Origin of the sequence: Streptomyces termitum (assembly GCF_014650175.1) — a bacterium.
GTDB lineage: Bacteria > Actinomycetota > Actinomycetes > Streptomycetales > Streptomycetaceae > Streptomyces > Streptomyces termitum.
Genome location: NZ_BMUL01000003.1, coordinates 361,579 through 379,520 on the forward strand (window position 1 = coordinate 361,579; position 17,942 = coordinate 379,520).

General features: G+C 70.3%; 19 protein-coding genes. 14 read left to right on the plus strand and 5 right to left on the minus strand.

Annotated elements, in window-relative coordinates; all coding sequences use genetic code 11:
• Positions 1-33 precede the first annotated feature (33 nt).
• The 14 genes from IE219_RS07790 to IE219_RS07855 all read left to right on the plus strand — a co-directional run bounded on the left by IE219_RS07790 (position 34) and on the right by IE219_RS07855 (position 12,723).
• On the plus strand, positions 34-681 hold the full coding sequence (locus tag IE219_RS07790; protein WP_189975814.1) for an L-threonylcarbamoyladenylate synthase: 648 nt from the start codon (positions 34-36) through the stop codon (positions 679-681).
• Complete coding sequence (locus IE219_RS07795; RefSeq protein WP_189975815.1) at positions 678-1,316, plus strand: arsenate reductase/protein-tyrosine-phosphatase family protein; 639 nt, start codon at positions 678-680, stop codon at positions 1,314-1,316. The genes IE219_RS07790 and IE219_RS07795 overlap by 4 nt, the downstream gene beginning before the upstream one ends.
• 103 nt (positions 1,317-1,419) lie before the next feature.
• Positions 1,420-2,667 (plus strand): serine hydroxymethyltransferase, encoded by a 1,248-nt coding sequence (gene glyA, locus IE219_RS07800; protein ID WP_189975816.1) that lies wholly within the window; start codon positions 1,420-1,422, stop codon positions 2,665-2,667.
• A gap of 108 nt (positions 2,668-2,775) precedes the next feature.
• Entirely contained in the window at positions 2,776-4,089 is a 1,314-nt protein-coding gene (locus tag IE219_RS07805) for an MraY family glycosyltransferase (RefSeq protein WP_189975817.1), read from the plus strand.
• A 264-nt stretch (positions 4,090-4,353) separates the two neighbouring features.
• A complete protein-coding gene (locus tag IE219_RS07810) occupies positions 4,354-4,767 on the plus strand; it encodes a Cg1360 family ATP-synthase-associated protein (RefSeq protein WP_189975818.1) in 414 nt (137 codons plus the stop codon).
• Positions 4,768-4,992: 225 nt separating this feature from the next.
• The gene (gene atpB, locus IE219_RS07815) at positions 4,993-5,802 is read left to right on the plus strand and encodes a F0F1 ATP synthase subunit A (protein WP_189975819.1); all 810 of its coding nucleotides are present in this window, start codon (positions 4,993-4,995) and stop codon (positions 5,800-5,802) included.
• 90 nt (positions 5,803-5,892) lie between these two features.
• A complete protein-coding gene (gene atpE, locus IE219_RS07820; protein ID WP_006346597.1) occupies positions 5,893-6,123 on the plus strand; it encodes an ATP synthase F0 subunit C in 231 nt (76 codons plus the stop codon).
• 44 nt (positions 6,124-6,167) lie between these two features.
• Positions 6,168-6,713, plus strand: a complete 546-nt coding sequence (locus IE219_RS07825; RefSeq protein ID WP_189975820.1) for a F0F1 ATP synthase subunit B — start codon at positions 6,168-6,170, stop codon at positions 6,711-6,713.
• On the plus strand, positions 6,710-7,525 hold the full coding sequence (locus tag IE219_RS07830; protein WP_189975821.1) for a F0F1 ATP synthase subunit delta: 816 nt from the start codon (positions 6,710-6,712) through the stop codon (positions 7,523-7,525). Before IE219_RS07825 ends, IE219_RS07830 begins: the two co-directional genes overlap by 4 nt.
• 136 nt (positions 7,526-7,661) lie before the next feature.
• A complete protein-coding gene (gene atpA, locus IE219_RS07835; RefSeq protein WP_189975822.1) occupies positions 7,662-9,260 on the plus strand; it encodes a F0F1 ATP synthase subunit alpha in 1,599 nt (532 codons plus the stop codon).
• A gap of 20 nt (positions 9,261-9,280) precedes the next feature.
• On the plus strand, positions 9,281-10,198 hold the full coding sequence (locus tag IE219_RS07840; protein ID WP_189975823.1) for a F0F1 ATP synthase subunit gamma: 918 nt from the start codon (positions 9,281-9,283) through the stop codon (positions 10,196-10,198).
• Positions 10,198-11,640: a F0F1 ATP synthase subunit beta gene (gene atpD / locus IE219_RS07845; protein WP_189975824.1), complete on the plus strand. Its 1,443-nt coding sequence runs from the start codon at positions 10,198-10,200 to the stop codon at positions 11,638-11,640. Before IE219_RS07840 ends, atpD begins: the two co-directional genes overlap by 1 nt.
• A gap of 113 nt (positions 11,641-11,753) precedes the next feature.
• On the plus strand, positions 11,754-12,128 hold the full coding sequence (locus IE219_RS07850; protein WP_189975825.1) for a F0F1 ATP synthase subunit epsilon: 375 nt from the start codon (positions 11,754-11,756) through the stop codon (positions 12,126-12,128).
• Positions 12,129-12,276: 148 nt separating this feature from the next.
• Entirely contained in the window at positions 12,277-12,723 is a 447-nt protein-coding gene (locus IE219_RS07855; RefSeq protein ID WP_189975981.1) for a DUF2550 domain-containing protein, read from the plus strand.
• Here IE219_RS07855 and IE219_RS07860 read toward each other — a convergent pair.
• The 5 genes from IE219_RS07860 to IE219_RS07875 form a co-directional block, all read right to left on the minus strand.
• On the minus strand, positions 12,702-13,751 hold the full coding sequence (locus tag IE219_RS07860) for a cytochrome P450 (RefSeq protein WP_189975826.1): 1,050 nt from the start codon (positions 13,749-13,751) through the stop codon (positions 12,702-12,704). The two genes, IE219_RS07855 and IE219_RS07860, sit on opposite strands and share 22 nt — an antisense overlap.
• Positions 13,752-13,822: 71 nt before the next feature.
• Positions 13,823-13,903 (minus strand): tryptorubin family RiPP precursor, encoded by an 81-nt coding sequence (locus tag IE219_RS32530; protein WP_350971518.1) that lies wholly within the window; start codon positions 13,901-13,903, stop codon positions 13,823-13,825.
• 181 nt (positions 13,904-14,084) lie between these two features.
• Positions 14,085-15,932, minus strand: a complete 1,848-nt coding sequence (locus tag IE219_RS07865; protein ID WP_373298788.1) for a glycoside hydrolase family 18 chitinase — start codon at positions 15,930-15,932, stop codon at positions 14,085-14,087.
• 120 nt (positions 15,933-16,052) lie between these two features.
• Entirely contained in the window at positions 16,053-16,700 is a 648-nt protein-coding gene (locus IE219_RS07870) for a response regulator (protein WP_189975827.1), read from the minus strand.
• Entirely contained in the window at positions 16,697-17,893 is a 1,197-nt protein-coding gene (locus IE219_RS07875) for a sensor histidine kinase (RefSeq protein ID WP_189975828.1), read from the minus strand. The genes IE219_RS07870 and IE219_RS07875 overlap by 4 nt, the downstream gene beginning before the upstream one ends.
• Positions 17,894-17,942 lie beyond the last annotated feature (49 nt).

Consider the following 17,942-nt stretch of genomic DNA (forward strand, 5'->3'; position numbering starts at 1 on the left):
GCACCGCACCGCCACCGAGGAGGAGCGCGACTGATGGCCCGCCGATACGACTGCAACGAGGCGACCGACCGCGCGACCGGCCTGCGCGAAGCCGCGTCGGCGGTCCGCCGCGGCGAACTGGTCGTGCTCCCCACCGACACCGTGTACGGCATCGGCGCGGACGCCTTCGGCAGCGAGCCCGTCGCGGACCTGCTCGCCGCGAAGGGCCGCGGGCGCGGCCTGCCCGTCCCCGTGCTCATCGGCTCCCCGAACACCCTGCACGGACTCGTCACCGACTTCTCCGAGCACGCGTGGGAGCTCGTCGACGCCTTCTGGCCCGGCGCGCTCACCCTGGTCGCCCGGCACCAGCCGTCCCTCCAGTGGGACCTCGGCGACACCCGCGGCACCGTCGCCATCCGGATGCCGCTGCACCCGGTCGCCATCGAGCTGCTCACCGAGGTCGGCCCGATGGCCGTCACCGCGGCCAACGTCACCGGCCACCCGGCGCCGGAGGACTGCGACGCCGCCCAGCGGATGCTCGGCGACGCCGTCTCCGTCTACCTCGACGGCGGCCCGACGCCCGGCAACACCCCCTCCTCCATCGTCGACGTCACCGGCCCGGTGCCGGTCCTGCTCCGTGAGGGCTCCCTCTCGCCGGAGGAGCTGAGGAAGGTCGTGCCGGACCTTGAGGTGGCCAGTTGACCGCCCCTGAGGGGCGTGGCATAGCGGGGTACGACACCACCTTCCGCATCCTCCACGTCAGCACCGGCAACGTCTGCCGCTCGCCCATCACCGAGCGGCTGACCCGCCACGCCCTCGGCCAGCGGCTCGGCGACGGGCTCTGCCGGGGCCTCATCGTGGAGAGCGCCGGCACCTGGGGCCACGAGGGCGCCCCCATGGAGACCAACGCGGAGCAGGTCCTCGCCGACTTCGGCGCCGACCACAGCGGCTTCGTCGGACGCGAGCTCCTCGACGAGCACGTCATCCGCGCCGACCTCGTCCTCACCGCGACCCGCGACCACCGCGCCCAGGTCATCTCGATGGGCCACTCGGCCGGACTGCGCACCTTCACCCTGAAGGAGTTCACCCGGCTGGTCCGCGCCATCGACCCGGCCACCCTCCCGGACCCCCGCGACGGCGTGGTCGAACGCGCGCGCTCCCTGGTCCGTGCCGCCGCCGCTCTACGCGGGTGGCTCCTGGCCCCCTCCGCGGAGGCGGACGAGGTCAACGACCCCTACGGCGCCCCCATCACCGTCTTCCGCTCCATCGGCGACGAGATCCAGGAGGCCCTGGACCCGGTCGTCACGGCCCTGACGGGGGTCGGGGCCCCGCGCTGACGGGGCGCGGGCCCTCCCGGGTCCCCGAGGGGACGGCTCCGGGGGCGGGGGTCGTGGGGCGCGCCTACATTGGTGCTACGTCCCTCCACGCCCGGAGTCAGCCATGGCCGTCAGCGCGCCCGCCGGAGAAGGTCTCGACGTCCTGCGGCGGCAGGACCCGCAGATCGCCGACGTGCTGTCGGGGGAGGCCCGGCGGCAGGCCGAGACGCTCCAGCTGATCGCGGCGGAGAACTTCACCTCGCCCGCGGTGCTCGCCGCGCTCGCCTCGCCGCTGGCCAACAAGTACGCCGAGGGGTATCCGGGCGCCCGGCACCACGGCGGCTGCGCGTACGCCGACGCGGCCGAGCGGATCGCCGTGGAACGGGCCACCGCGCTCTTCGGAGCCGATCACGCGAACCTCCAGCCCCACTCGGGCTCCGCGGCCGTCCTGGCGGCGTACGCGGCCCTTCTCAGGCCCGGTGACACGGTCCTGGCGATGGGCCTGGACCAGGGCGGGCACCTCACGCACGGTTCGCCGGCGAACTTCTCCGGCCGCTGGTTCGACTTCGTCCCGTACGGCACCGACCCCGCGACCGGCCTCATCGACTACGAGCAGGTCGCCGCGCTCGCCCGGCACCACCGGCCGAAGGCGATCGTCTGCGGCTCGATCTCCTCCCCCCGGCACCCCGACTACGCGCTGTTCCGGGCGATCGCCGACGAGGTGGGGGCGTACCTGATCGCCGACGCGGCCCACCCCATCGGCCTGGTCGCCGGGGGAGCGGCGCCGAACCCGGTGCCGTACGCCGACGTCGTCTGCGCCACCACGCACAAGGTGCTGCGCGGTCCGCGCGGCGGGATGCTGCTGTGCACGGCGGAGCTGGCCGACCGGATCGACCGGGCGGTCTTCCCGTTCACCCAGGGCGGGGCCCAGATGCACACGATCGCGGCGAAGGCGGTCGCGCTGGGGGAGGCGTCCACTCCGGCGTTCACCGGGTACGCCCATCGGGTGGTGGAGCACGCGCGCGTGCTCGCCGCCGCGCTCTCGGCGGAGGGCTTCGCGCTGACCACCGGCGGCACCGACACCCACCTGATCACCGCCGACCCGGCGCCGCTGGGTCTCGACGGCCGGTCCGCGCGGGCGCGGCTGGCGGCGGCCGGGATGGTCCTCGACACCTGCGCGCTGCCGCACGGCACGGGGCGCGGTATCCGGCTGGGGACGGCCGCCGTGACCACGCAGGGGATGGGCGCCCCGGAGATGGCGGGGATCGCCGCCCTCTTCACCGTCGCACTGCGGGGCGAACGGGAGGCGACGGCTCGGGCAAGGGCGGAAGTACGGGAGTTGACCAGCGGTTTTCCCCCGTACGGCGGCTGAGGGGGCACCGGACGCAACCGTTCCGGCCCCCCGCGTGTCTCCCACCACATGGACGGCACGGCTAGGGTGTGGGGCTGAGATGGCCAGCGATTCCTGTGGGGACAGCCCGTGCGTGATTACCTGCTGACGCTCTGTGTCACGGCCGCGGTGACCTATCTGCTGACCGGTCCGGTGCGGAAGTTCGCCATCGCGACCGGGGCGATGCCCGAGATCCGCGCGCGCGACGTGCACCGAGAACCGACGCCCCGGCTCGGTGGCATCGCCATGTTCTTCGGGCTGTGCGCGGGCCTGCTGGTCGCGGACCACCTCCAGAACCTGAACAGCGTCTTCGACCAGTCGAACGAGCCGCGCGCGCTGCTGTCCGGCGCCGCGCTGATCTGGCTGATCGGCGTCCTCGACGACAAGTTCGAGCTGGACGCGCTGATCAAGCTGGGCGCGCAGATGATCTCGGCCGGCGTGATGGTGGCGCAGGGCCTGACGATCCTGTGGCTGCCGATCCCGGGCGTCGGGACGGTCGCGCTGACCCAGGGCCAGGGCACCCTCCTGACGGTCGCCCTGGTCGTCCTGACCATCAACGCGGTCAACTTCGTGGACGGCCTCGACGGCCTCGCCGCCGGCATGGTCTGCATCGCGACCGGCGCGTTCTTCCTGTACGCGTACCGGCTCTGGTACGGCTACACGATCGAGGCGGCGGCCCCCGCGACGCTCTTCGCGGCCATCCTCATGGGCATGTGCCTGGGCTTCCTGCCGCACAACATGCACCCGGCGCGGATCTTCATGGGCGACTCCGGCTCGATGCTGATCGGCCTGATCCTGGCCGCCTCGGCCATCTCGATCACGGGCCAGGTGGACCCGGACACCCTGAAGATCTTCGAGGGCTCGACCCGGCAGGCGACCCACGCGGCGCTGCCGGTCTTCATCCCGCTGATCCTGCCGCTGACCATCATCGCGATCCCGATGGCGGACCTGGTGCTCGCGATCGTGCGGCGCACCTGGAAGGGCCAGTCGCCGTTCGCCGCGGACCGCGGCCACCTGCACCACCGGCTCCTGGAGATCGGCCACTCGCACAGCCGGGCCGTGCTGATCATGTACTTCTGGTCGGCGCTGATCGCCTTCGGGACGCTGGCGTACTCGGTCCACTCGACGTCGATGTGGATCGTGCTGGCGGTCACCGGGCTGAGCGCGCTCGGGCTGGTGCTGCTCCTGCTGCCGCGCTTCTCGCCGCGGGCCCCCCGCTGGGCGGAGGCGGTCGTTCCGCCGCGCTACCGGCGGCGTCCGGTCCCGGACCCCGAGGAGGCCGGGGAGGACGCGGAGGAGCCCGCCGAGGAGCGCGTGCCGGTCCCGGCGGGGCTGCACGGGTCGACGGCGATCGGTCACCGCTCGCGCTTCACCGACCGGCGGAAGGCCGGAACGCCGAGTTGACGAAAGGCGCGGCGGGGTGCAATACCAGACAAGTCGCCCCGCTGTCTCGCACATTCGCGCGTCATCACCCTCACGTGTGACAGGTGGCACACCGTATGAGTAAAGACCTATTCAAATAGTTTGTGATACGGTTCACGAGACCCGGCGACAGTGCCGAAAGACCGTAGTGCGACGGTCTGTTGGCCCCGAGACCCACCTCGGACCGGGCTTACGCTCGTCCCTGACGACACCATCGCCCCACCATCAAAAAGCGGAGACACCGCCATGCCTTCCAGCGACGCACGCCTCCTCCTCTCGGCCGTCGTACCCACTGCCGCCGTCGGCGTCATCGCCACGGTGATCAGCGGCATCGTCGCCGGCGGGAAGGGGGCGATCGGCGCCGTTCTCGGCACCCTGGTCGTCCTCCTCTTCATGGGCATCGGGATGCTGGTGCTCCAGCGGACGGCCAAGAAGCTCCCGCAGCTGTTCCAGGCCATGGGGCTCTTGCTCTACACGACCCAGCTGCTGGTCCTCTTCGTCTTCCTGGCCTTGCTGAAGGGCACCACGGTGTTCGACTTCAAGGCCTTCGCCTTCACGCTGCTCGCGGCGACCGTGGTGTGGGTAGCGGCCCAGGCCCGGGCCTACATGAAGGCCAAGATCACGTACGTCGAGCCCGAGAAAACGGGTTCGAAGCCGTGAAGGGTAGGGCCGGGATAAAGACGCGTTCGGCTTCCTGCTATCGTCCGTTTCCAACTGCGGCACTGCGGGCTTGGGCTTCCGAAGAGGCACCCGTCCCAGCGCGAGGCTTGATGCCGAACCGCCGCCCTCTCATCCGTAAGACCAGTCCAGTGCCGACCCGCGGCCGCGTGCCGCGCCGACACAACGAGGTTGCCGTACCTATGCGCCACGCTGAAGGAGCCCGCGGTGAGTGCTGACCAGACGCTTGCCTTCGACCCCGATTGCCAGATCTTCACCGGATGTGGCTTCCCGGCGCCGGGCCTGCACACGTTCATCTACGAGCCGATCGCGACGTGGGGCAGCTTCGAGCTGACCAAGCCCATGCTGCTCGCGGTCCTGAGCTCGGTCGTGGTGGTCGGGTTCTTCTGGGCGGCCTTCCGCAAGCCGAAGCTGGTCCCCGGCAAGATGCAGATGGTCGGCGAAGCCGGCTACGACTTCGTGCGCCGAGGCATCGTCTACGAGATCATCGGCAAGAAGGACGGCGAGAAGTACGTCCCCTTCATGGTCTCCATGTTCTTCCTCGTCTGGATGATGAACCTCTGGTCGATCATCCCGCTGGCCCAGTTCCCGGTCACCTCGCTGATCGCCTTCCCGGCGGCCCTCGCGCTGATCGTGTACGTCCTCTGGGTCTCGCTGACGTTCAAGAAGCACGGCTTCGTCGGCGGCTGGAAGAACATCACCGGCTACGACAAGTCGCTCGGCCCGATCCTGCCGCTGGTCGTCGTCCTCGAGTTCTTCTCGAACCTGATCATCCGCCCCTTCACGCACGCGGTCCGACTGTTCGCGAACATGTTCGCCGGTCACCTGCTCATCGTGATGTTCTCGCTGGCCTCCTGGTACCTGCTCAACGGCATCGGTGTCGTCTACGCGGCCACGTCCTTCGTGATGGTCCTCGTGATGACCGCCTTCGAGCTCTTCATCCAGGCCGTCCAGGCGTACGTCTTCGTGCTCCTGGCCTGCAACTACGTCCAGGGCGCGCTCTCCGAGCACCACTGAGCCCCCTGCCACGGACCAGCTCCACCACCCACCCCGAAGTCTCCGGTGGCCAACCCCCACCGGGTCCTTGAAAGAGAAGGAAGAACCGGCATGTCCGCTCTCCAGACCCTTGCTGCTGTCGAAGGCAACGTCGCCGCCATCGGTTACGGCCTCGCCGCGATCGGCCCCGGCGTCGGCGTCGGCATCATCTTCGGTAACGGCACCCAGGCCCTCGCCCGCCAGCCCGAGGCGGCCGGCCTGATCCGTACCAACCAGATCATGGGTTTCGCCTTCTGTGAGGCGCTCGCCCTCATCGGCATCGTCATGGGCTTCGTCTACTAAGCCTGCTTCTCGACGACAGCCACATTTTCACGGAAGGCACTGATGTGAACGCTCTGCTTCTTGCGGCGGAGGGGGAGGCCCAGCCTCCTCTGATCCCGTACATTGACGAGCTCGTCATCGGCCTGATCGCCTTCGTCATCGTCTTCGGCTTCCTCGCCAAGAAGCTCGTCCCGAACATCAACAAGGTTCTGGAAGAGCGCCGTGAGGCCATCGAGGGCGGCATCGAGAAGGCCGAGTCGGCCCAGATCGAGGCTCAGAGTGTGCTGGAGCAGTACAAGGCACAGCTCGCCGAGGCCCGCCACGAAGCCGCACGTCTCCGCCAGGAGGCGACGGAGCAGGGCACCGCGATCATCCAGGAGATGAAGGCGGAGGGCCAGCGCCAGCGCGAGGAGATCGTCGCCGCCGGCCACACGCAGATCCAGGCCGACCGCAAGGCCGCGGCCGCCTCCCTGCGTCAGGACGTCGGCAAGCTCGCCACCGACCTGGCCGGCAAGCTGGTCGGCGAGTCCCTCACGGACACCGCCCGCCAGAGCCGCACGATCGACCGCTTCCTCGACGAGCTCGAGGAGAAGGCTGAGGCCGTCCGATGAACGGAGCGAGCCGTGAGGCACTTTCCGCCGCCCGCGAGTCCCTCGACGCGCTGACCGACAACACCTCGGTCGACGCGGCGAAGCTGGCGGACGAGCTGGCCGCCGTCACCGTCCTGCTCGACCGCGAGGTGTCGCTGCGCCGGGTCCTGACCGACCCCGCCCAGCAGGGTGAGGCCAAGGCCGAACTCGCGCAGCGACTCCTGACCGGTCAGGTGGGCGGCGAGACCCTCGACCTGGTCTCCGGAATGGTCCGGTCCCGCTGGTCGCGCTCGCGCGACCTGGTCGACGCGGCCGAGGAGCTGGCGAACATCGCCGACCTCACCGCGGCGCAGAAGGCGGGCTCCCTCGACAGCGTCGAGGACGAGCTGTTCCGCTTCGGCCGGATCGTGTCCTCCAGCACCGAGCTCCGCTCGGCGCTGACGGACAAGACCGCCACGGCCACCGCCAAGGGCGAGCTGCTCCGCAGCCTGCTCGGCGGCAAGGCCAGCCGTACCACCGAGCGCCTGGTCGTCCGTCTGGTGACCCAGCCCCGGGGACGTAGCCTGGAAGCGGGACTCGAGTCCCTGTCCAAGCTCGCCGCGGCGCGCCGGGACCGGATGGTCGCCGTCGTCACCTCGGCGGTGCCGCTCACCGACGCGCAGAAGCAGCGCCTCGGGGCCGTACTGGCGAAGCTGTACGGCCGCGCGATGCACCTGAACCTGGACGTGGACCCCGCGGTCCTCGGCGGGATCTCAGTGCGCGTCGGCGACGAGGTCATCGACGGCACGGTCTCCGAGCGCCTCGACGAGGCGAAGCGGCGACTGGCCGGCTGACACCGGCGGCAGCCACAACTCAACACGCATCACAGCGGCCCGGTTGGGCCGTGCAGAGATTGCAGAAGATTCCTGGGGGTCGGCCCCCAGACCCCTTAAGAAACTTCGGGCCCAACAAGGAGAGCAGGGAACCCAGATGGCGGAGCTCACGATCCGGCCGGAGGAGATCCGGGACGCACTGGAGACCTTCGTCCAGTCGTACCAGCCGGACGCGGCCTCGCGCGAGGAGGTCGGCACGGTCAGCCTGGCCGGTGACGGCATCGCGAAGGTCGAGGGTCTTCCCTCGGCCATGGCGAACGAGCTGCTGAAGTTCGAGGACGGCACCCTCGGCCTCGCGCTGAACCTCGAAGAGCGCGAGATCGGCGCGATCGTCCTCGGCGAGTTCAGCGGCATCGAGGAGGGGCAGTCGGTGCAGCGCACCGGCGAGGTCCTCTCGGTCGGCGTCGGCGAGGGATACCTGGGTCGCGTCGTCGACCCGCTCGGCAACCCGATCGACGGTCTCGGCGAGATCGCGACCGAGGGCCGCCGCGCCCTCGAACTGCAGGCCCCCGGCGTCATGGCCCGTAAGTCGGTCCACGAGCCGATGGAGACCGGCTACAAGGCCGTCGACGCCATGACCCCGGTCGGCCGCGGCCAGCGCCAGCTGATCATCGGCGACCGCCAGACGGGCAAGACCGCCCTGGCCGTCGACACGATCATCAACCAGCGCGACAACTGGCGCTCGGGCGACGTGAACAAGCAGGTCCGCTGCATCTACGTCGCCGTCGGTCAGAAGGGCTCCACCATCGCCTCCGTGCGCGGTGCCCTGGAAGAGGCCGGCGCGCTCGAGTACACGACGATCGTCGCCGCCCCGGCCTCCGACCCGGCCGGCTTCAAGTACCTCGCCCCGTACACCGGCTCGGCCATCGGCCAGCACTGGATGTACCAGGGCAAGCACGTCCTCATCGTCTTCGACGACCTGTCGAAGCAGGCCGACGCCTACCGCGCCGTGTCGCTGCTGCTGCGCCGCCCGCCGGGCCGTGAGGCGTACCCGGGTGACGTCTTCTACCTGCACTCCCGTCTCCTGGAGCGCTGCGCGAAGCTCTCCGACGACCTCGGTGCCGGTTCGATGACGGGTCTCCCGATCGTCGAGACGAAGGCCAACGACGTCTCGGCGTTCATCCCGACCAACGTCATCTCCATCACCGACGGCCAGTGCTTCCTGGAGTCCGACCTGTTCAACGCCGGTCAGCGTCCGGCCCTGAACGTCGGTATCTCGGTCTCCCGTGTCGGTGGCTCCGCCCAGCACCCGGCCATGAAGCAGATCGCCGGCCGCCTCCGCGTGGACCTCGCCCAGTTCCGTGAGCTGGAGGCGTTCGCCGCCTTCGGTTCCGACCTGGACGCCGCGTCGAAGGCGCAGCTGGAGCGCGGTCAGCGGATGGTCGAGCTGCTGAAGCAGGCTCAGTACCAGCCGATGCCGACCGAGAACCAGGTCGTCTCCGTCTGGGCCGGCACCACCGGCAAGATGGACGACGTCCCGGTCGCCGACATCCGTCGCTTCGAGGCCGAGCTCCTGGCGTACCTCCGCCAGAACCACTCCGGTCTCATGACCTCCATCCGTGAGGGCAAGAAGATGTCGGACGACACCCTGACGGCCGTCGCCGACGCCATCGCGGAGTTCAAGAAGCAGTTCGAGACCTCTGACGGCAAGCTGCTCGGCGCGGACGCCCCTGCCGCCGTCAACGTCTCGAAGTGACGACGGAAGGGACCTGACTCATGGGAGCGCAGCTCCGGGTCTACAAGCGTCGCATCAAATCCGTCACCGCGACGAAGAAGATCACCAAGGCGATGGAGATGATCGCCGCCTCGCGCGTGGTCAAGGCCCAGCGCAAGGTGCAGGCGTCCACCCCGTACGCCACCGAGCTCACCCGCGCGGTGACCGCGGTGGCCACGGGTGCGAGCGACAAGCACGCGCTGACGACCGAGGCCGAGAACCCGACCCGTGCCGCGGTTCTGCTCCTGTCGAGCGACCGCGGTCTGGCCGGCGCCTTCAACTCCAACGCCATCAAGGCGACGGAGCAGCTCATCAAGCGGCTGGAGGGCGAGGGCAAGGCGGTGGACGTCTACGTCGTCGGCCGCCGCGGCATCGCGCACTTCAACTTCCGTGAGCGCAAGCTGGCCGACAAGTGGGCCGGCTTCACGGACGAGCCGACGTACGCGGACGCCAAGCAGATCGGCGAGCCGCTGATCAAGGCGATCGAGAAGGACACGGCGGAGGGTGGTGTGGACGAGCTCCACATCGTCTACACCGAGTTCGTCTCGATGATGACGCAGACGGCGGTCGAGGCCCGGCTGCTGCCCCTCAGCCTCGACGAGGTCGCGAAGGAGGCCGGCGAGTCGGACACGCTCCGCCCGCTGTACGACTTCGAGCCGTCGGCGGAAGACGTCCTGGACGCCCTTCTGCCGCGCTACGTCGAGAGCCGGATCTACAACGCGCTGCTCCAGTCGTCGGCGTCGAAGCACGCCGCCACGCGGCGCGCGATGAAGTCGGCGACCGACAACGCGGGAGACTTGATCAACAACCTCTCCCGACTTGCCAACGCGGCCCGCCAGGCCGAAATCACCCAGGAAATCAGCGAGATCGTCGGTGGCACCGCAGCCCTGGCCGACGCGACCGCGGGGAGTGACAAGTAATGACGACCACTGTTGAGACGGCCGCCGCCACGGGCCGCGTCGCCCGGGTCATCGGCCCGGTCGTCGACGTGGAGTTCCCCGTCGACGCGATGCCGGAGATCTACAACGCCCTCCACGTCGAGGTCGCCGACCCGGCCGAGGACGGCGCCAAGAAGACGCTGACCCTGGAGGTCGCGCAGCACCTCGGTGACGGCGTCGTCCGCGCCATCTCCATGCAGCCCACCGACGGTCTGGTCCGCCAGGCCCCCGTGGTGGACACCGGCGACGGCATCACCGTGCCCGTCGGCGACGTCACCAAGGGCCGCGTGTTCAACACGCTGGGTCAGATCCTGAACGACCCCGAGGCGGAGTCGGAGGTCGGCGAGCGCTGGTCCATCCACCGCAAGGCCCCCGCCTTCGACCAGCTCGAGTCGAAGACCGAGATGTTCGAGACCGGCCTCAAGGTCGTCGACCTCCTCACCCCGTACGTCAAGGGTGGAAAGATCGGTCTGTTCGGTGGTGCCGGTGTCGGCAAGACCGTTCTGATCCAGGAAATGATCATGCGTGTGGCCAAGCTGCACGACGGCGTTTCCGTGTTCGCCGGTGTCGGCGAGCGCACCCGTGAGGGCAACGACCTCATCGCGGAGATGGAGGAGTCCGGCGTTCTGGACAAGACCGCCCTGGTCTTCGGCCAGATGGACGAGCCCCCGGGCACCCGTCTGCGCGTCGCCCTCGCCGGTCTGACCATGGCGGAGTACTTCCGCGATGTGCAGAAGCAGGACGTGCTGTTCTTCATCGACAACATCTTCCGCTTCACGCAGGCCGGTTCCGAGGTCTCGACCCTGCTCGGCCGCATGCCCTCCGCGGTGGGCTACCAGCCGAACCTGGCCGACGAGATGGGTCTCCTCCAGGAGCGCATCACCTCGACCCGTGGTCACTCGATCACCTCGATGCAGGCGATCTACGTCCCCGCCGACGACCTCACCGACCCGGCGCCGGCGACCACCTTCGCCCACCTCGACGCGACGACGGTTCTCTCCCGTCCGATCTCCGAGAAGGGCATCTACCCGGCCGTGGACCCGCTGGACTCCACGTCCCGGATCCTGGACCCGCGCTACATCGCGCAGGACCACTACGAGGCCGCCATGCGCGTCAAGGGCATCCTGCAGAAGTACAAGGATCTCCAGGACATCATCGCGATCCTCGGCATCGACGAGCTCGGCGAGGAGGACAAGCTCGTCGTGCACCGCGCGCGTCGTGTCGAGCGCTTCCTGTCGCAGAACACCCACGCGGCGAAGCAGTTCACCGGTGTGGACGGTTCGGACGTTCCGCTGGACGAGTCGATCGCCGCGTTCAACGCGATCTGCGACGGCGAGTTCGACCACTTCCCGGAGCAGGCGTTCTTCATGTGCGGTGGTCTTGAGGACCTCAAGAACAACGCCAAGGAGCTCGGCGTCTCCTGAGCCCCGTGCTCGCCTGAGGGGGGCGGGACGTGTCCCGCCCCCCTCTTCACGCCCCAGTAGAATTGACCCCAACACCCGGCACGACCGCCGGGTGGTGACCCGAGGAGCCACCCTTGGCCGCTGAGCTGCACGTCGAGCTGGTCGCCGCGGACCGGAGTGTCTGGTCCGGCGAGGCCACCCTGGTCATCGCGCGGACCACCTCCGGCGACATCGGCGTCATGCCCGGTCACCAGCCGCTGCTCGGTGTGCTGGAATCGGGCCCGGTGACCATCCGCACGAGCGAGGGCGCCACCGTCGTGGCCGCCGTCCACGGCGGTTTCATCTCCTTCGCCGACGACAAGCTTTCTCTGCTCGCGGAGATCGCCGAGCTGGCGGACGAGATCGACGCCCAGCGTGCCGAGCGCGCGCTGGAGCGTGCCAAGTCGGGCGAGGACGCCGCCGCCGAGCGGCGCGCCGAAGTCCGGCTGCGCGCGGTATCGGTCCGCTGACGCGGGCCCGAGCCGAAGAGTAGTGCCCTCAGCCGCGGCACGGCTGGAATGTTCCAGACCGTGCCGCGGCTGAGGCGATGCAGATGCAGGTTGTATTCGGTCGGACCGGCGGTGCCGGTCACAGGACGCGGCGAGGAGGTCGGTGAAGATGTTCCTCGCGCTGCTGCTCTGCGGCCTGGTCGTCGCACTGGTGATGATCGGACTCTTCGTCTTCGGCTTGCGCCGCAGGCTCATCCAGCGGGCCGGCGGCACCTTCGACTGCTCGCTGCGCTGGGACGTCCCGGAGACGCCGGACCTGTCCGGCAAGGGCTGGGTGTACGGCGTGGCCCGGTACAGCGGCGACGAGATCGCCTGGTTCCGGGTCTTCTCGTACGCGCCCCGGCCGCGCCGCTTCCTGGAGCGCTCGGCCATCGTGGCCCTGGAGCGCCGGATGCCGGAGGGCGAGGAGGAGCTGGCGCTCCTGTCCGACGCGGTGATCCAGCCCTGCATGTACAACGGGGTCCGGCTCGAACTCGCGATGAGCGAGGACGCCCGGACCGGTTTCATGGCCTGGCTGGAGGCGGCACCGCCCGGTCAGAGGGTGAACGTGGCCTGACGGCCGCGCCGTATGCGTATCTCCGACACGCCGAGGAGTCCCGTGAGGGGCACCTCGGCGCTCGTCTGTCCGGGGTCGACCTCCAGGCCCGCGCCGCGGACGAGGTCCAGGAGCAGTTCGGCGAGCGGCATCACCATGTGGCGGCCCCAGCAGCGCTCGGAGACGTGGCCGAAGGGCAGGTAGCCGGGGGTGTCGTCGGGGTCGAGGTGCTCCCAGCGCTCCGGGCGGAAGACGTCGGGGTCCTCCCACAGCTCCGGGTCCCGGTGGGTGAGCAGGGGCAGCAGCAGGACATCGTCGGCCGGGCCGATGCGGGAGTCGATGCCGGGGTACTCGGGGGAGGCGTTGCGCAGGATGTTCCAGGAGGGCGGCAGCAGCCGCATGGACTCGTACAGCAGGTGCCGGTTCGGCGTCCCGGGGTCGAAGGGCGCGCCGAGCCAGAGCGCGTTGGCGACGAGGGCGGAGACGGTGAAGCAGACGGGGGCGGCCGCGCGCCGGTACATGCCCATGGCGTAGCGGCGGTCCTGGTAGCCGGCGGCGTCGGCGGTGAGCCGGGCGAGGCCGGTGAGGGGTTCGCCGCGGCTGCCGGGCCGGCCGGGGAGGGCGGCGCCCGCGGCGATGACGGCCCAGGTGAGCTTGGGGGTCAGTTCGAGGTTGCGGCTCATGAGGATCCGCAGCCGGTAGGGGTCCTGGCCGAGGACCAGGTCGCGGAGGAAGACGTGGCCCCGGTGCGGCCACACCCCGGCCAGGTCGACGTCCTCGGGCCGGAGCCGTTCCTTCTTGAGGGCCGCGCGGACGTCGGCGCCGATGGTCCGCATCACGGCGGCGCCCTCGGTGCGGGGGATCGAGCGGCCCTGGAGCGGCTTGAAGGTGGGGCGCTCGTCCTCGGTGGCGCGGCGGGCGGCGAGGATCCGGTCGGCGGCCTCGTGTCCGGCGACGCCGACGGTGTCGGGTTCGAGCCGGAAGACGTCCTGTCCGAGGTGGTCCCGGAACAGGGCGGCGAGTCGGGGGTGGAACACCGTGGCGCGCATGGGGGTCTCCGGGAGGTGCGGGCGTCGGAGGGCGGGCCGCCCCCGCCTCGCGGCGGGGACGGCCGGGCGGCTCAGTACCAGATGTACCAGGAGCTGGCCTTCAGGCTCTTCTGAGCGGACACCTTGTTGCGGATGGCGAAGAGAAGCTTCATCACTGCACCCCCTTTCAGGGCGGGAAAGGTTCAGTCCTCGATAGGAATATAGGATGAACGCCTTTCGTGGGAGCGTGAGTTGGCGTTCTTTGCGATCTCCTTGCCGACGGGGAACGCGAGGAGCCCCGTACCGCCCCCTCGTGGAGGGGAGCGGTACGGGGCTCCGTGGAGCGGGTGCCGACTAGCTCAGACCGGAGTTGATCGCGGTCGCGAGCTCGCCGTTGGTGGTGTCACCGCTGAACTCCCAGAAGAAGGCTCCGCCGAGCCCCTGGGTCTTGGCCCAGCTCATCTTGGAGACGACGGTGGCCGGGGTGTCGTAGCTCCACCAGTTGGTGCCGCAGTGGGCGTAGGCGGTACCGGCGATGGTGCCGTTGGACGGGCAGGAGTTCTTGAGGACCTTGTAGTCCTCGATGCCCTGCTCGTAGGTGCCCTGCGCCGGGCCGGTCGCCGTGCCGCCGGGGGCGGCCTGGGTGACGCCGGTCCAGCCGCGGCCGTAGAAGCCGATGCCGAGCAGCAGCTTGTTGGCCGGGACGCCCTTGGCCTTGAACTTGGCGATCGCGTCGGCGGAGTTGAAGCCCGCCTGCGGGATGCCGGAGTACGAGGTCAGCGGGGAGTGCGGGGCGGTCGGGCCCTTGGCCTCCCAGGCGCCGAAGAAGTCGTACGTCATGACGTTCAGCCAGTCGAAGTACGGGGCCGCGCCGCCGTAGTCCGCCGCGTCGATCTTGCCGCCGTTGGAACCGTCGGCCGTGACGGCCGCGGTGACCAGGTTGTTGGCACCGAACTTGGCGCGCATGGCCTGCATCATGTTCTTGAAGGAGGCCGGACCGCTGGTGTCACAGGTGAGACCGCAGGCGTTCGGGTACTCCCAGTCCAGGTCGATGCCGTCGAAGACGTCGGCCCAGCGCGGGTCCTCGACCAGGTCGTAGCAGGACTGCGCGAACGCGGTCGGGTTCTGGACGGCCTGGCCGAAGCCGCCGGACCAGGTCCAGCCGCCGAAGGACCACAGGATCTTGATGTTCGGGTACGCCTTCTTCAGCTTGCGCAGCTGGTTGAAGTTGCCGCGCAGCGGCTGGTCCCAGGTGTCGGCCACGCCGTCGACCGACTGGTCGGCGGTGTACGCCTTGTCGTAGTCGGCGTAGGCGTCGCCGATGGTGCACTTGCCGCCCTGGACGTTGCCGAAGGCGTAGTTGATGTGCGTGATCTTCGAGGCGGAGCCCGAGGTCACGATGTTCTTCACGTGGTAGTTGCGCCCGTAGACGCCCCAGTTGGTGAAGTAGCCCATCTTGATGGCCTTCGGCGGCGGCGGGGTGTCGCCTCCGGTGGTGCGGACCGGGACCGGGCCGGCGGCGGGGCCGGTCTGGTCGGCGGTGTCGCGGGCCACGACCGTGTAGCTGTAGTCGGTGCCGGCGGTGAGGCCGGTGTCCGTGTAGGTCAGACCGGTGGTGGTGGTGACCTTCGTGCCGCCGCGCAGGACGTCGTAGTTCTTGACGCCCTTGTCGTCGTCGGCCGCGCCCCAGGTGAGCTTCACCGAGGTGTTGGTGATGTCCGAGGCGACCGGGGTGCCGGGGGCCGAGGGCGGGTTGTCGCCCGGCGGCAGGACGACGCCGTCGCAGGAGGCGCCGTTGATCTTACAGCCGGAGGGCGCGCCGGCGCCGGAGCCGTTGTAGCCGAAGGAGAGAGAGGCTCCGGGCGCCAGGGTGCCGTTCCAGGACAGGTTCTTGGCGGTCCAGTGGTTGCCGCTGCTGGTGACGGTGGCGTCCCACGCGGAGGTCACCTGGGTCCCGGCGGGGTAGTCCCACTCCAGGGTCCAGGAGGAGACGGCGGTGGTACCGGTGTTCTTGATGGTCCAGTTGGCTCCGAAGCCGGAGCCCCAGTCCTGGGTCTTGGTATAGGTCGCGGTGACCGAGTCGGCGGCCTCGGCGGGAGAGGCCAGGCCGACCATCGCGGCGAGCGGAAGGATCAAGGAGGTGAGGCCGGCGGCGGCCTTCGCCTTGAAGCTTCGTCTGCGCGTCGGTGCTTGAGTGCTCAACGGTGCTCCTCAAGTAGCGGACGTTCGGGGGTGGGGGTGGTCCGTAGAGTTGCGCGCGCTTCGAGAGCGTAAGAAGGTCTGGACCAATCGTCAAGAGGTCTGGACCAACGTCGCTTTTCTTTACGTGACCCCCAACTCCCTTGCCAGTACCGCCGCTTGGACCCGACTGCGTACCCCCAGTTTCCCCAGCACCTTGCTGACGTGCGTCTTCACCGTCGCCTCCGCCATGTCGAGCCGTACCGCGATCTCCGCGTTCGACAGCCCCGACCCCAGCGCCGCCAGCACCTCCCGCTCGCGCGGCGTCAGCGCCTCCAGCGCCGCCGGGTCCGCCGCCGGCTCCATCGGCCGCCCCGCCGCGAACTCCGCGATCAGCCGCCGTGTCACCGCCGGCGCGATCAGCCCCTCGCCCCGCGCCACCGTCCGCACCGCCTCGATCAGCTCCCGCGCGTCCGCGTTCTTCAGCAGGAACCCCGCAGCCCCCGCCCGCAGCGCCCCGAAGACGTACTCGTCCAGATCGAAGGTGGTCAGCACCAGCACGTCCGCCAGCCCCTCCGCCACCACCTGCCGGGTCGCCGCCACCCCGTCCAGCCGGGGCATCTGCACGTCCATGAGCACCAGGTCCGGCCGCAGCTCCCGGGCCAGCTCCACCGCCCGCTCCCCGTCCTCGGCCTCCCCGACCACCTCCACGTCCGGAGCGCTCCCCAGGATCAGCACCAGACCGGCCCGCACCGCGCTCTGGTCCTCGGCCACCACCACCCGCACCGTCACGCCGGCTCCTCCTCGCTCGCGTCCACCGGCAGCTCCGCCCGGACCCGCCACACCGCCCCCGGGCCGCCGTCCGCCGCCCGGCCCGCCTCCAGCGAGCCGCCCAGCAGCGCCACCCGCTCCCGCATCCCCACCAGCCCCGCCCCCGAACCCGGCGCGCGCGGCCCCGGCCGCTCCCCGTACGGACTCGTCACCTCCACCGTCAGCGCCCCGCCCGCCCGCGCCAGCGCCACCCGCACCTCGCCCGGCGCCGCGTGCTTCAGCGCGTTCGTCAGCGACTCCTGCACGATCCGGTACGCGGCCAGCTCCACCGGCGCCGGCAGCCCCGGACCGTCCCGCCGCGCGTCGTCCAGGGCGAACCGCAGCCCGCTCGCCGCGCCGCTCGCCCGCGCCTGCGCCACCAGCGCGTCGAGCCCCGCCAGGGTCGCCGTCGCGGCCGGACCGGCCTCCGCCCCGCTCTCCCGCAGCAGCCCGATCAGCCGCCGCATCTCGGCCAGCCCCGCCACGCTGTTCTCCCGGATCACCGTCAGCGACCGCCGGGTGGTGTCCGGGTCGTCGAGGGAGAGCGCGGCCGTCGAGTGGATCGCGATGGCCGACAGGTGGTTGGCGACCACGTCGTGCAGCTCCCGCGCCATCCGGGCCCGCTCCGCCGCCACCGCCTGCGCCCGGTCCATCTCGGCCAGCAGCGCCGTCTGCCCGGCGCGCAGCCGCGCCGCCTCGGCCGCCTCCCGGTGGTTGCGCACCACCGAGCCGGTGACGGCGGGCAGGAAGGAGACGATGCCGCTGAGCACGCCGACCAGCAGCGCGACGGCGTTCTGCCACCAGACCAGGAAGACGACCGTGATGCCTACCGTGACCAGCGCCGTCGTGTACGGGATGCGCCGGGCCTGGGCCGGGGTGCCGTAGACCACCGCCGCGTACACCACGTCCGAGAACATCAGCACCGTCGCCAGGTTCCCGTTGGTGAACTGGTCGCCGACGACGGCCGCCGTGCCGACGACCAGCGCGGTCCGCGGGGCCGTCCGGCGCGCCGACTCCGCCGCCGCCATCACCACCAGCGGGACGAGCGCCGCCCACCGCTGCTCGAAGACCCGGTCGGCCGCGAGGTACAGCCCGTAGGACCACAGCAGCAGGCCGACGGCGAGGCTGGCGAGCGCGATGAACACGTCGTGCGGGTGCGGGCGGGGGAGCGTCACGGTCCCATCCAACACGGCCGGAGCCCCCGCCACCTCGGCGTACGGGCCG

Bases quoted from the DNA above. Each gene is read 5' to 3' on its own strand.
- IE219_RS07840 (WP_189975823.1), top strand. From the start codon at position 9,281: ATGGGAGCGCAGCTCCGGGTCTACAAGCGTCGCATCAAATCCGTCACC.
- IE219_RS07860 (WP_189975826.1), bottom strand. From the start codon at position 13,751: ATGCGCGCCACGGTGTTCCACCCCCGACTCGCCGCCCTGTTCCGGGAC.
- IE219_RS32530 (WP_350971518.1), bottom strand. From the start codon at position 13,903: ATGAAGCTTCTCTTCGCCATCCGCAACAAGGTGTCCGCTCAGAAGAGC.
- IE219_RS07810 (WP_189975818.1), top strand. From the start codon at position 4,354: ATGCCTTCCAGCGACGCACGCCTCCTCCTCTCGGCCGTCGTACCCACT.
- IE219_RS07790 (WP_189975814.1), top strand. From the start codon at position 34: ATGGCCCGCCGATACGACTGCAACGAGGCGACCGACCGCGCGACCGGC.
- atpD (WP_189975824.1), top strand. From the start codon at position 10,198: ATGACGACCACTGTTGAGACGGCCGCCGCCACGGGCCGCGTCGCCCGG.
- atpA (WP_189975822.1), top strand. From the start codon at position 7,662: ATGGCGGAGCTCACGATCCGGCCGGAGGAGATCCGGGACGCACTGGAG.
- glyA (WP_189975816.1), top strand. From the start codon at position 1,420: ATGGCCGTCAGCGCGCCCGCCGGAGAAGGTCTCGACGTCCTGCGGCGG.
- atpE (WP_006346597.1), top strand. From the start codon at position 5,893: ATGTCCGCTCTCCAGACCCTTGCTGCTGTCGAAGGCAACGTCGCCGCC.
- IE219_RS07855 (WP_189975981.1), top strand. From the start codon at position 12,277: ATGTTCCTCGCGCTGCTGCTCTGCGGCCTGGTCGTCGCACTGGTGATG.
- IE219_RS07830 (WP_189975821.1), top strand. From the start codon at position 6,710: ATGAACGGAGCGAGCCGTGAGGCACTTTCCGCCGCCCGCGAGTCCCTC.